Origin of the sequence: Mycolicibacterium llatzerense (assembly GCF_000878195.1) — a bacterium.
GTDB lineage: Bacteria > Actinomycetota > Actinomycetes > Mycobacteriales > Mycobacteriaceae > Mycobacterium > Mycobacterium llatzerense.
Genome location: NZ_JXST01000006.1, coordinates 125,171 through 138,173 on the forward strand (window position 1 = coordinate 125,171; position 13,003 = coordinate 138,173).

Annotated in this window: 11 protein-coding genes; 10 read left to right on the plus strand and 1 reads right to left on the minus strand. The window is 68.8% G+C overall.

All coding sequences use genetic code 11. The features are described from left to right. Nucleotides 1-14 precede the first annotated feature (14 nt). From fadD10 to TL10_RS06200, 9 genes are all read left to right on the plus strand, one after another. Nucleotides 15-1,508, plus strand: a complete 1,494-nt coding sequence (gene fadD10, locus TL10_RS06160) for a fatty acid--CoA ligase FadD10 (RefSeq protein WP_192830191.1) — start codon at nucleotides 15-17, stop codon at nucleotides 1,506-1,508. Further along, the gene (locus TL10_RS06165; protein WP_043984916.1) at nucleotides 1,501-1,746 is read left to right on the plus strand and encodes an acyl carrier protein; all 246 of its coding nucleotides are present in this window, start codon (nucleotides 1,501-1,503) and stop codon (nucleotides 1,744-1,746) included. Before fadD10 ends, TL10_RS06165 begins: the two co-directional genes overlap by 8 nt. Next, a complete protein-coding gene (locus TL10_RS06170) occupies nucleotides 1,733-5,884 on the plus strand; it encodes an AMP-binding protein (protein WP_043984917.1) in 4,152 nt (1,383 codons plus the stop codon). The genes TL10_RS06165 and TL10_RS06170 overlap by 14 nt, the downstream gene beginning before the upstream one ends. A gap of 73 nt (nucleotides 5,885-5,957) precedes the next feature. Beyond that, the gene (locus tag TL10_RS30565) at nucleotides 5,958-6,272 is read left to right on the plus strand and encodes a heavy-metal-associated domain-containing protein (RefSeq protein ID WP_052506318.1); all 315 of its coding nucleotides are present in this window, start codon (nucleotides 5,958-5,960) and stop codon (nucleotides 6,270-6,272) included. 59 nt (nucleotides 6,273-6,331) lie between these two features. Continuing rightward, nucleotides 6,332-7,309 carry a GlxA family transcriptional regulator gene (locus TL10_RS06180; RefSeq protein WP_110788976.1) on the plus strand — a complete coding sequence of 326 codons (978 nt, stop codon included), beginning with the start codon at nucleotides 6,332-6,334 and terminating at the stop codon, nucleotides 7,307-7,309. 10 nt (nucleotides 7,310-7,319) lie between these two features. Beyond that, the gene (locus TL10_RS06185; RefSeq protein ID WP_043401491.1) at nucleotides 7,320-8,033 is read left to right on the plus strand and encodes a DJ-1/PfpI family protein; all 714 of its coding nucleotides are present in this window, start codon (nucleotides 7,320-7,322) and stop codon (nucleotides 8,031-8,033) included. Nucleotides 8,034-8,055: 22 nt separating this feature from the next. After that, nucleotides 8,056-8,862, plus strand: coding sequence for an alpha/beta fold hydrolase (locus tag TL10_RS06190; RefSeq protein WP_043984919.1), 807 nt, complete (start codon nucleotides 8,056-8,058; stop codon nucleotides 8,860-8,862). Nucleotides 8,863-8,883: 21 nt separating this feature from the next. Further along, a complete protein-coding gene (gene menD / locus TL10_RS06195) occupies nucleotides 8,884-10,533 on the plus strand; it encodes a 2-succinyl-5-enolpyruvyl-6-hydroxy-3-cyclohexene-1-carboxylic-acid synthase (protein ID WP_043984920.1) in 1,650 nt (549 codons plus the stop codon). Further along, nucleotides 10,530-11,033, plus strand: a complete 504-nt coding sequence (locus TL10_RS06200) for a DUF3592 domain-containing protein (RefSeq protein WP_377042034.1) — start codon at nucleotides 10,530-10,532, stop codon at nucleotides 11,031-11,033. Before menD ends, TL10_RS06200 begins: the two co-directional genes overlap by 4 nt. Here TL10_RS06200 and TL10_RS06205 read toward each other — a convergent pair. Next, nucleotides 11,030-11,704, minus strand: coding sequence for a DsbA family protein (locus TL10_RS06205; protein ID WP_043984922.1), 675 nt, complete (start codon nucleotides 11,702-11,704; stop codon nucleotides 11,030-11,032). The two genes, TL10_RS06200 and TL10_RS06205, sit on opposite strands and share 4 nt — an antisense overlap. Before the next feature lie 122 nt (nucleotides 11,705-11,826). Between TL10_RS06205 and TL10_RS06210 the strand changes: the two genes are divergently transcribed. Next, nucleotides 11,827-12,954: a glycosyltransferase family 4 protein gene (locus TL10_RS06210; RefSeq protein WP_043402130.1), complete on the plus strand. Its 1,128-nt coding sequence runs from the start codon at nucleotides 11,827-11,829 to the stop codon at nucleotides 12,952-12,954. The last annotated feature ends 49 nt before the right edge of the window (nucleotides 12,955-13,003 follow it).

Genomic DNA, 13,003 nt, shown 5'->3' on the forward strand with positions numbered 1-13,003 from the left:
CGCAACCGCCCAATGTGCTGGGCCGGCTCTTCACGCAAGCGCGACAGCAGCCGCGGGCAATCGCGTTGCGGCGCTGCGACGGCACCAGCGCCGTCGAATACGGGCAACTCGCCGCCTTGGTGACTGGCCTGGCAGCCGAGTTGCACGCGCACGGGGTTTCTCGCGGGTGCCGGGTACTGGTGATGTCGGACAACGGTCCCGAGACCTATGTCGCGGTGTTGGCGTGTGCCCGACTCGGCGCGATCGCCGTGCTGGTGGATCGTGGTGTCCCGAGCGTGACGGTCGCTCGTTTCGGTGAGATCACCAGTCCCAGTGCGGCATTCCTGACCCCGGGAACAGCGCCCGCGGCGCTGCCGAGCACGCTGCGCTCCGTCCCGGTGATCGCCGTCGACTTCACCGATGGCATTGCCGAGTACACCGGGACCCTGCCCGCCGTCGCCCAACCGGAACTCACCGCCGATGATCCGTTGGCGATGATCTTCACCAGCGGGACCACCGGTGAGCCGAAAGCTGTGCTGCTGCCCAACCGGACCTTCTTCGCCGTCGCCGACATCCTGGCGCGCGAAAATCTGACCTGGATCAGCTGGGTGGCGGGCGAAGCCACCTACTCGCCATTGCCGGCCAGTCACATCGGCGGACTGTGGTGGATCCTCAACTGCCTGATGCACGGCAGCGAATGTGTCACCGGCGGTGAGAATTCGGCGTCGCTGGCAGAGATTCTCCAGACCAACCGGATCGCCTCGACCTGTTTGGTGCCGACTCTGTTGACGCGCCTGGTGGCTGAGGTGAAGAGCGGCGCGGCGCTGCCGCCGCTGCGGATGATCGGCTACGGCGGCTCGCGTGCCATCGCGGCCGACGTGCAATTCGTCGAGGCCGCAGGCATTCACACGGCGCAGGTCTTCGGTCTGAGCGAAACAGGTTGTACGGCCTTGTGTCTGCCGACTTCGCCGGGGTCGATCGCCCGGATCGAGGCGGGCGCGGTCGGGCGGCCGTATCCCGGGGTCGAGGTGCGTCTGGCCGGCGGCGGTGAGTCGGGCACCCTGTGGATCAAATCCCCGGCAAACATGTTGGGGTACTGGAACAGTCCCGAACGCACCGGTGACGTGCTGGTCGACGGCTGGGTCAACACGGGCGACATCTTCGACCGTGGTGCCGACGGTTACTTCTACATCAAGGGCCGGTCATCGGAGATGATCATCTCCGGCGGTGTCAACGTCGCACCCGACGAGGTGGACCGGATCGCCGAGAGCGTCCCCGGCGTCGACGCGGCGGCGTGCTTCGAGATACCCGATGCCGAATTCGGTGCCCTGATCGGGCTGGCCGTGATCCCCGCCGGTGACCTCGATGACGGCGAGGTCCGTAAGCTCAAGCAAGCGATCGCGGCGCGCTATCGGGCCGAGTCGGAGTCGATGGCCAGACCGTCGACCATCACGCTGGTCACCGATATTCCGAGGACGCAGTCCGGCAAGGTGATTCGGGCCGCGCTGGCAGCGGCGGTCCATGGCTGACGACGTCCGCGAACGTGTGCTGGCCGCCGTATCCGACGTGCTGTACATCGACGAATCCGATCTGTTCGACGGCGACTCCACCGATCTGCGAGAACTCGGGCTGGACTCGGTCCGATTCGTCCTCCTGATGAAACGCCTTGGGGTGGATCGGGAATCGGACCTGTTGAAGCGCCTCGCGCAGGAGCTGACGATCGAAGACTGGGCCCGGGAGTTGGAGGGTGTCCGTGACGGCGCCTGATGGTCGGATCGGACGGATTCCGCTGAGCATCTCCCAGCAGAACATCTACCACGGGGTGCTGCAGGACCCGGATCCGACGCTGTACCTGATCGGCAAGAGTTACCGGTTCCGGCCGATACCGTCGGCGGCATTCCTGTCCGCGCTGGAAGCAACCGTGCTGGACAACCCCATTCAGCTGTGTGTCCTGATGCCACCAGTGGTCGGCGACGGGTACCCCGAATTTGCTGCCCGGCTGCGTTTCCCGGATATCGTTCACGTGCGAGGACGGGCCGACTCGGTCGGCGACGCGACCGCGGAGCTGTGGGCAGACGGCGTACTCGAGACGCCGCTCGTGCGCTACGTCGTGCACACCGATGTCAGCGGTGAGGTGGTGGGCATGGACGTGCACACCCACCACATCCTGCTCGACGGTGCGGCGACGGCAATCATCGAAGCCGACCTGGCCCGACATCTGGGTACTCCCGGGCAACAGCCCAGTCCTGCAATGGCTTTGGACGCAGTCGACGCGGCGCACCGCAGCGAGAGCGCGCAGGTGGCGCAGGCAACCGAACGCCACGGCGCCGCGGTACATCGTGAGCTGACCGAACAGGCGTTGTGCGGCAATCCCACACCGGGCGCGGCTGGCGCGGCACTCGGCACCGCCGGCCGGGGCGTCTTGCGCGAATCGCGCCGGGTCACCGGGCGGGCCTACGACGAGATCGTCGCGCTCGCCGAAGCAAAGCAGGTACCGCTGAACATCCTGGTGTCCGCAGCCGCGGTGGCGGTGCATGCGGGCCTGCGTCAGAGCACCGAGGGCCTGCTGGTGCATCCGGTGGACAACCGCTTCGGTGCTCCGGAGTTGAACGTCGCCACCTGCCTGGTGAACTCGGTCGCCCAGCCGGTGCGGTTCCCGCCTTTCGCCTCGGTCCGGGACGTGGTGACCGCGATCGATCGTGGCTACGTCAAGGCTGTGCGGCGCCGCTGGTTTCGTGAAGAGCGTTATCGCCGAATGCAACTGGCGATCACCCGCAGCGCGCACGTCGAAGCGCTGACGGTCAATTTCCTGCGCGGCCGGTGCGCGGCGGAACTGCAGCCGTACCTGTCCGAACCTCCGGTGGTCACCGATATCGGCCCGGTCGAGGGGATGACCGTGGCCTGCGTCCACGATGAGGCCCAGCGCTCCATCGACGTCGCCATCTGGGCGCGACTCGATCAACCTGAACGCGCCGACGAGTCGAACATCGCTGACCGCATCGTCGCGGCACTGCGATCGATGGACGTGCACTGGGACGAGCCGCTCGCGTTGACCGTCGGGCAGTGGTTCGGCCTCAGGGCCGACGGTCGGCTCGATGCCGGTACCGGGGTGCGCTTCCTCCCGTCGGTTGCGACCCGCGCCTGGTTCCTGGACGTGGATCTGGGGCAGTGCCGGGGTCCCGGCGTCGACCGGTGGATCGCCGAGATCATCGGCGCCGGTGCCGATCCCGGCGATGTGCTGGTCTTCCTCGACGACGAGTCCCAGCGCACGGTGGAGTTCCTGATCGCGTGCCATTTGGCGGGTTGTGGTTACAGCGCCTGTGCGACGCCCGACGACGTGACCTTGCGGGTCGACGCCATCGCTGAGCACTGCGGTGCCCGCGCACACGCCGTCGACGTCTGTGTGCAACGTGCCGAGTTGGACAGCACGACAAGAGAACTCGTCGAAGACCGCATCGGCCATGTCGCGCAAGACCACCGGCTGGCTTCCCGGCTCGCCTATGTGATGCCGACGTCCGGCTCGACGGGGCAGCCCAAACTCGTTCCGGTGACGCATGGTGCGCTGGCCGCCTTCTGCGGCGCGGTGCGGGAGGCCTACGGCTGGGGGCCGGCGGACACCGTCCTGCAGTGCGCGCCGCTCACATCGGACATCAGCGTGGAAGAAGTCTTCGGTGCCCTGGCTTGTGGGGCGCGCGTGGTGCGGTCCGCCGCGATGCGTGCCGGTGACCTGCCGGCGCTGGCCCGCGACCTCGCGGTGCACATCGCGACCATTCTCGATCTGCCCACCGCGGTCTGGCACCTGCTGTGTGAGGACGACGAGACGCTGGTGGCGCTGAGTGGATCAGCACTGCGTCAGGTGATCATCGGCGGCGAGGCCGTCCGGTCCACCGCGGTAGACAAGTGGCTGGATGCCGTTGGGAGCCAGGGCATCTCCCTGATCTCGACGTATGGTCCGACCGAGACCACTGTGGTCGTCACCCAGTTGCCGATCGCTGCCGATGAACCCGACCACACCCGGGCCAGGCTCGGCCACCCGCTGGTGCCTGGCTCGGTGTTCGTCGGTTTCGGTGAGGTCGTCGTGGTGGGGGAGTTGGTATCGGCCGGCTATCTCGGCCAGGACGGCACGAGTTTCGGCGCGGTGCAGGCTCCCGACGGCTCCCGGTACCGGGCATTCGCCACCGGCGACCGGGTGACCACAGACAGCGCCGGCTACCCAGTGCTGGCCGGGCGTCGCGACGCAGTGGTCAAGATCGCCGGCAAGCGCTTCGACATCGCCGAGCTGCTGCGCCGGTTGTCTGCCGACCCCGGGGTTTCCGACGTTGCGGTGGAACTCGCCGGAAACGGTTTGGGCATCTGGTTCCAGACGCCAAAGACCCGTGCCGGACACGACGATCGGGTAGCCGCCGATCGAATCCGCAGCATCGCCAGAGCGCTCGGGGTACCGGCGTTCCTGGTGGTCGGCGTCCCGGCCATCCCGAGGCAGCCCAACGGGAAAGTGGACCGCGCGAAACTGACTGCGGCAATTGAGATTGCGCCTGACGACGCCGATCGGGATCCCCGGGCCACCGCCTTGGCCGAGCTGTGGAGCCGGAAGCTGGGGCGCGCTATTCGGCCGGACGGGTCGCTGTTGGACGCGGGTATCGGTTCGCTCGACCTGATCCGCATCCTGCCCGACACCCGGCGATTCCTGGATTGGCAGCTGTCCATTCTCGATCTGATCAGCGCTGACACCGCTGCCAATGTGGTTGGCTCCCGGCCTGATATCGATGCCTGGATGGACGCCGAGACGGCGGCCGAGATCGCCCACGATCTGTCCGCGACGCAGCAGCCGGGCCACGGTTCGGCCCCCGCCCGTCGGCTCCCGCTCAGTGGCGGCGTACCGACTCTCGTGGTCCTCGGGGCGTCGGGCATTCTGGGCACCGGATTCGCCCGGGCGGTTCTCGACCGCAAACAGTCCGGGCAACATTGCCCTGACGTGGTATTCGTCGCGAGATCGCCACTGCCGGAACATGACCCGTGGTCCACCCTGCGATCAGTGGACGGCGTCGACGTCGTGCATAGCCCAGACGGCTTCGGCGTCGCTGAACTCGGTGCCCTACTGGACGACGTCGGTGCCGGCACCGTGGTGAACTGCATCGGCAACACCAACGTGTTGGTGCCCTATCACCGGCTGCGAGCGGCCAACGTGTCTGCGGTGGCGTCGATCGCCGAAGCGTGTGCGCGGCGCGGCACCAGGTTGGTCCAGCTGTCGACCTTCGTCGTCAACGCCGACGTGACGGCGGCCCGCGTGACCGACCCCCGCTGCGCGCCGTACCCCTACGCCGCCTCGAAGTCGTTGGCGGAGTTGATCGTTGCACGCACCCCGGGTGAACTTGACTTCGCGGTCGTGCGACTGCCCAGGGTACTCGGCGACGCCCACCAACTCGAGCGATCCGCCGACATCCTGGTCGCGATTCTCGATGCCTGCACCGCGTTGGGTGCGTGCCCGGTGGTGCCCTTGACCGAAGAGGTCACCACCGGCGTGGCTGCCGCGCACGGCATTCTCGGGCTCGTGCCCGAGTTCTCGCCGGCCGCCGAGTTGGGACGCGGCCTGACGGTCCTGCGCGGCGAAAAGGTGCCTTACACAGAGTTTCTCAGCGGCTTCGGGTTCGACGCCATCGATATCGCGCAGTGGAAAGACCGGCTGGACCGTAGCGTGTGGGCGGCCCAAAATCCGTCGCGGTGGGCGGTGATCGATGCGTGGATCGGGTTGGGGAGCAGGTTGCGCGGCCGGACGTATGCCGACTATCTGGCCGAATATCCCACTGTCGACGTCGATTTCGCATCCGTTGCGGAGTGCATCAGCACGCCGCCGTCGCTGCGCGGTGCCCTGGCATCCGACCGCACCGAGATTGCCAGGAACTGATGGGCGCCGCCCGGCGACTGATCAGGAAAGGGCGCCACGCGCGCCAGATTGTGAGGAATCGACGTTGACCGATGTGACCGAACCGCGGCACGAGGCGCCGGCCACCGGCACCATCTATCTCGACATCACCGGAATGTCGTGTGGCATGTGCTCCCGGCGGGTGCAGAAATCACTCAACAAGATCGACGGCGTGCGCGCGTCGGTCAGCTTCGCCACCAAGACCGCGACCATCGAGACCGACGGTGACATCAGCGCGGCCGAGCTGTGTGACGTTGTAGTGGGAGCGGGCTACGGCGCCGCAGCGCGCGCCGCCGCCCCCGACAGCTCGACTCCAGGACCGCTGCAGCGGCTCGTCGGCGGGATCCTCGGCCGGAACTCATCCCACTGACCGGTTTGTCCTAATTTGTGGGCCCCGTGGCGTAGACGCCACGGGAGTGGCGGCGCACGATGGGATGCGTGACGCGATCTGTGGTGCTCCTCGGCTTTCGCGGAGTGCAGGCCCTCGACGTCGTCGGCCCGTTCGACGTGTTCACCTTGGCCACGGTGCAACTGGCCGTGATGGGACGCGGGGACGAGGGCTACGCCCCGGTCCTGACCTCGGCCGACGGCGGCCCCGTCTCCACCCTGACTGGGCTCGAGTTCGTCGCGAAGCCGCCGCCGGACCCGAGCCAACCGATCGACACCGTGGTGCTGCCCGGCGGCATGGGGGTCGACCAGGCCCGGGGCAACCCTGCCGTCATGGACTGGATTCGTACCGCCGCACCGCACGCACGCCGGATCGTCAGCGTCTGCAACGGCGCGTTCCTGGCCGCGGAGGCCGGCCTGCTCGACGGCTGCTCGGCGACCACACACTGGGCCTCGGCGGACCAGCTGGCCCGCGAATTTCCGCGCATCGCAGTCGATGCCGATCCGATCTTCGTCCGCAGCTCCGAGCAGGTGTGGACCGCGGCCGGCGTCACTGCCGGCATTGATCTGGCGCTGGCCCTCGTCGAAGACGACTACGGCACCGACGTCGCCCAGAACGTGGCCCGCTGGCTGGTGCTGTACCTGCGCCGGCCCGGCGGGCAGACGCAGTTCGCGCCGCCGGTCTGGATGCCCCGTGCCAAGCGCGAGCCGATTCGCGACGTGCAGGAGCTCATCGAATCCGAACCCGCCGGCGCGCACAGTGTTCCGGAGCTGGCGCGCGCCGCGGCGATGAGCCCGCGGCACTTCACCCGCACCTTCACCGCCGAGGTGGGGGAGCCGCCCGCGGCCTACGTCGAGCGGGTCCGCACCGATGCGGCCCGTCGGCAACTCACCGAGACCGACGACACCGTCACCGCCATCGCGGCCCGCTGCGGATTCGGCAGCGCCGAGACGCTGCGCCGCAGTTTCGTTCGCCGCGTTGGCGTTTCGCCGGACCAGTACCGCAAAACCTTCGCCTAGAGGAGAGATCATGCAGGTTGCCATCGTGCTGTACCCGGGGTTCACGGCCCTCGACTTCATCGGACCCTACGAGTCGTTGCGCTGGCTGCCCGACACCGAGGTCCGCTTCGTCTGGCACGAGCCCGGTCCCATCGCCGCGGACTCCGGCGTGCTCTTGGTGGGTGCCACCCATTCCTTCGACGAGACCCCGTCGCCCGACATCATCCTGATTCCGGGCGGGTTCAGCACCATGGAGCACGCCCGCGACGAGAAGGTGCTCGACTGGGTCCGGCGGGCCCACCAGAGCTCCACCTGGACGGCGTCGGTCTGCTCGGGGTCGGTGATCCTGGCCTCCGCGGGTCTGCTCACCGGCAAACGCGCGACGTCGCACTGGGCGGCCGTGCAGCTGCTACGTACGTTCGGCGTCGAACCCGTCACCGACGAGCGGATCGTGCCGGCCGGAGAGCACATCGTCACGTGTGCGGGGGTGTCCGCCGGCATCGACCTGGGCCTGTGGCTGGCCGGCCAGATCGCCGGCGAAGACAAGGCCAAGGCCATCCAGCTGTCCATGGAATATGACCCGCAGCCGCCGTTCGACTCCGGGCACATGTCGAAGGCATCGGCCGCCACCAAGGCCAGCGCGACGGCCCTGATGTCGCGTGAGCTGCTCAAACCCGTACAGCTCAAGGCCACCACGGCGCTGTTGTGGGACCAGGCCCTCAAGCGCGTCCGTTCCCGCCGCTGACGGGTCCAGTAACCTCGGCCGGGTGAATCTGGCATTCGACGACCGCGGCGGTACCGGCGAGCCGGTGCTGTTCATCGCAGGCCGAGGCGGCGCGGGCCGCACCTGGCACCTGCACCAGGTGCCGGCGTTCCAGCGGGCCGGCTTCCGCTGCATCACCTTCGACAACCGCGGCATCGGCGCCACCGAGAATGCCATCGGCTTCTCCACCGACCAGGCCGTCGCCGACACGGCCTCGCTGATCAACAAGGTCGTCGGCGGACCGGTGCGCGTCGTCGGGGTCTCGATGGGGTCGTTCATCGCCCAGGAGCTCATGGTCGCGCGGCCCGAGCTGGTGTCCTCGGCGGTGCTGATGGCCACGCGTGGCCGCGAGGACCGGGCCCGCACCTTCTTCCGCGAAGCCGAGCGGGCGTTGCTGGCCGCGGGCATCGAGCTGCCGCCCGAGGTGGACGCGAAAAACCGCCTGCTGGAGAACTTTTCACCCAAGACGCTGAACGACGATCGCGCCGTGCAGGACTGGATCGAGATGTTCACCATGTGGCCGACCAAGGCCACCCCGGGCCTGCGCGCCCAACTCGCCGTCGCACCGGAAACCAACCGGCTGCCGGCCTACCGGCAGATCGCGGTGCCCGTTCAGGTGATCGGGTTCGCCGACGACGTCGTGCTGCCGCCGCACCTGTCCAAGGAGGTGGCCGACGCCATCCCGCTGGGCCGCTACCTGGAGATCCCCGACGCCGGCCACCTCGGCTTCATCGAACGTCCCGATGTGGTGAACGCCGCCGCGCTGGAGTTCTTCGCTGCCAACCCGACGTCGGCGGGGCCGACCGGTTAGCCCCTGTGACACGCTGTAGCAATGAACCCGTCGACGATTCAGGCGCGGGTCGTCGTCGACGAATTGATTCGCGGCGGCGTCCGCGACGTGGTGCTGTGCCCCGGCTCGCGTAACGCGCCACTGGCATTCGCGCTGGCCGACGCCGACCGGGCCGGCCGCCTGCGGCTGCACGTCCGCATCGACGAGCGCACCGCCGGCTACCTGGCCGTCGGCCTGGCGGTCGCCGAGGGTGCACCGGTGTGCATCGCGATGACGTCGGGCACCGCGGTCGCCAACCTCGGTCCGGCGGTGATCGAGGCGAACTACGCCCGCGTGCCGCTGATCGTGCTGAGCGCCAACCGGCCGTACGAACTGCTGGGCACCGGCGCCAACCAGACCATGGAACAGCTGGGCTATTTCGGCAATCAGGTGCGGGCGACAATCAGCCTCGGACTGGCCGAGCCGACGGCCGACGTGGCCGCGTCCAATGCCCAGTGGCGCTCGGCCACCTGTCGAGTTCTGGTGGCGGCCAAGGGTTCTCGCACTGCCAATGCCGGCCCGGTGCAGTTCGACATCCCGCTGCGGGAACCGCTGGTGCCCGACGACGAAAACGAGGTGCCGCACGGCGCCCCGTACTGCCCTGAAGGCCGTCCCGACGGCCGGCCGTGGACCTACACCCCGCCGGTCACGTTCGACCAGCCGCTCGAGATCGACCTGACCGCCGACACCCTCGTCATCGCCGGCCACGGTGCGGGCCGCCACGAGAACCTGTCGCACCTGCCGACCGTCGCTGAACCGACCGCACCGCCGGCCGACAACCCGGTGCACCCGCTGGCCCTGTCACTGGTCAGGCCGCAGCAGGTGATCATGCTGGGCCGGCCCACGCTGCACCGGCCGGTGTCGGCGCTGCTCGCGGACCCGTCGGTGCCCGTCTACGCCCTGACTACCGGGCCGCGCTGGCCCGATGTGTCCGGCAATTCGCAGGCCACCGGCACCCGGGCCATCACCTCCGGCACCCCGGACCCGGACTGGCTCCGCCGCTGCGCCGAAGCCAACGCCCGCGCCGAGCACGCGGTGCGCGACCAGCTCGCGGCCTACGAACTGACCACCGGCCTGCACGTGGCGGCCGCCGTCGCCGACGGCCTGCAGCCGGGCGATCAACTGGTGCTCGGCGCCTCCAACCCGGTGCGTGACGCCGCGCTCGTCGGGCTGAACTCTCACGACATCTCGGTGCGGTCCAACCGCGGTGTCGCCGGGATCGACGGCACCGTGTCCACCGCCATCGGCGCCGCGCTGGCCCACACCAAAGGCCGGACCGTCGCGCTCATCGGCGACCTGACCTTCGTGCACGACAGCTCGGGCCTGCTGATCGGCCCCACCGAGCCGACGCCGAAGGCGCTGACCATCGTCGTCTCCAACGACAACGGCGGCGGCATCTTCGAGCTGCTGGAGCAGGGCGATCCCCGGTTCTCCGACGTGTCGTCGCGCATCTTCGGCACGCCGCACGACGTCGACATCGCGGCCCTGTGCCGGGCGTACCACGTCGAGTGCCGGCAGGTGGAGGCCGACGGACTGGCCGCCGTACTGCGCGAACCCTTCGAGGGCATGCGCGTGCTTGAGGTCAAGGCGGACCGGTCCTCCCTGCGGTCGCTGCACGCTTCGATACGGGCGGCGATCAAGGGCGCCCATTGAATTGGGCGGGCCTGCGGTGCCGGGCCAATACCTTGTGGGACAAGCTGATTCCGCTGCTCGTCGGCAGCGGCGAGGAGACCCGGTCGCAGCGCACCATCCGCCGGATCCGGATCGGCATCGTCATCGTGGCGTGCCTGGTGACCCTGCAATCGGTGCTGCTGGTCCTCGGTGCCTGGCGTAACGATCAGCAGATCGAGCACAACATGGGAACCGCGGCCGCCGAGGTGCTCTCGGCCGGCCCGCGGCGCTCCACCATCGAATTCGTGACGCCCGACCGCGTCACCTACCGGCCCGAACTCGGCGTGCTGTACCCGTCCGAGCTGGAGACCGGGATGCGCATCTACGTCGAATACGACCGCAGCAACCCGGATCTGGTGCGGGTGCAGAACCGCAACGCGTCGCTCGCCGTCATCCCCGCCGGATCGATCGCCGTGGTGGGCTGGTTGGTCGCCGGGGTCCTGCTCGGCCTCGTGACTCTCGTACAGCGCCGGCTGGGTTAGGTGGTCCGCTGACCTCCGGTCAGCTTGGCCAGCCACCCGGTCTCCTGGATGTCGACCACGGCATCGGCGCTGAGGTCGTACACCGTGGGCGTGCCGGCGTCACCGTCGCGGATCGCCTGCAGCCGGGTCTCGTTGGTCAGTGTCATCTCGTCGGTGTCGACGGCATGTCCGCCGGACCGGATGCTCGCCACGGCCTCGGCGCTGACGCCGGAGTCGGCGGCCCAGCCCGCGAGCTGACCGTCGGACGGCGCCGAACCCCCGGGGCTCTGGTGCCCCCACAATGTCGCGACGTACGCCTGCAGTGCCGGCGCCGAGGTGCCGTGCCCCGCGGCCAGGAACATCGCGCCCGCCACCTTGGCCGAATAGCCGTACGCGGTGTCCAAGAAGGTCACCGGGCGGTAGGTGACGGTCAGCAGCCCTAGGGCGATCAGGCCCTTCATCTCCGGTCCGTCGGTGTCCTGCAGGTGCGCGCAGTGCGTGCACTGCGGCTCGGTGTACACCTCGATCTGCGCGGGGGCGTCGGGCCGGCCCGCGATGATGCCGAAGCCATCCGCGGTGAGGGAGACGCCCGGCACATCCGGGTCCTGCAACGCCGATCCGGAGACGGTGCGGCCGCAGCCGGTGAGTGCCAGCACGGTGGCCAATACGAGGATCAGCCGAGGTAGACGCATGCTGACCCCTTTCTCGCCTCGGTGCGACAGACGATACCGGGGGTACCCGAGTTGTGCGGGTCTTCGCGTCGCGTACCCCTGTCGGCAACCTGACGGTCAGGCTGCGCTGCCAGCCTGCAGGTGTGCGAGTTGCGATCGTGGCGGAGTCCTTTCTCCCGAATGTCAACGGCGTCACCAATTCGGTGCTCCGGGTGCTCGAGCACCTCCGCCGGAACGGCCATGAGGCGCTGGTGATCGCGCCGGACACACCACGGGGCGAAGAACCCGCCGACGCTTTCTGCGGAGATGTCCCCGTGCACCGCATCCCGTCCCGCATGTTCCCCAAGGTGACGTCATTGCCGTTGGGTGTGCCGCGGCCGCGAATGGTGCGGGTACTGCGCGATTTTCGTCCCGACGTGGTGCACCTGGCCTCGCCCGCGCTACTGGGCTACGGCGGACTGCACGCCGCGCGCTTCCTCGGTATCCCGACCGTCGCGGTGTTCCAGACCGACATCGCCGGGTTCGCCCAGAGCTACGGCGTCGGCGTGATGACGAACGTCGCATGGGCCTGGAACCGGCATCTGCACTCACGGGCCGACCGGACCCTGGCGCCGTCCAGTGCGACCATGGAAGACCTTGTCTCCCATCGGATTCCGCGTGTGCACAAGTGGGGTCGCGGCGTCGACGTCACAGGCTTCGCGCCGTCGGCACGCAGTGCCGCGCTGCGGGCGCAATGGTCGCCCGACGGTAAGCCGGTGGTGGGCTTCGTCGGCCGGTTGGCCCCGGAGAAGCACGTCGAGCGCCTGGCCGCACTGGCCGGCCGCAATGACCTGCAGCTCGTGGTGGTCGGTGACGGCATCGACCAGGCGAAGCTCGAAAAACTCTTGCCCACAGCAGTTTTCACCGGCGCGCTGTATGGCCAGGAGCTGGCCACGGCGTACGCCAGCATGGACGTTTTCGTGCACCCGGGGGAGCACGAGACGTTCTGTCAGGCGGTACAGGAGGCCATGGCGTCGGGTCTGCCGGTGATCGCCCCGGATGCGGGTGGTCCGCGCGACCTGGTGACGCCCATGCACACCGGATTGCTGTTGCCGGTACCGGATTTCGAGGCGTCCCTGCCCGCCGCGGTCGATCACCTGCTGGCCGAACGGTCCCGCTACTCGGTGGCCGCGCGGCGCAGCGTGCTGGGCCGCACGTGGCCCGCCGTGTGCGACGAACTCCTCGGCCACTACGACGCCGTCCTCGGCGAGCGCCGCGCCCTGGCTGCCTAGCGCTTTTCCTCTTCCCGCGAGCGCGCGTGTTTGCCTGCGACACGCCGTA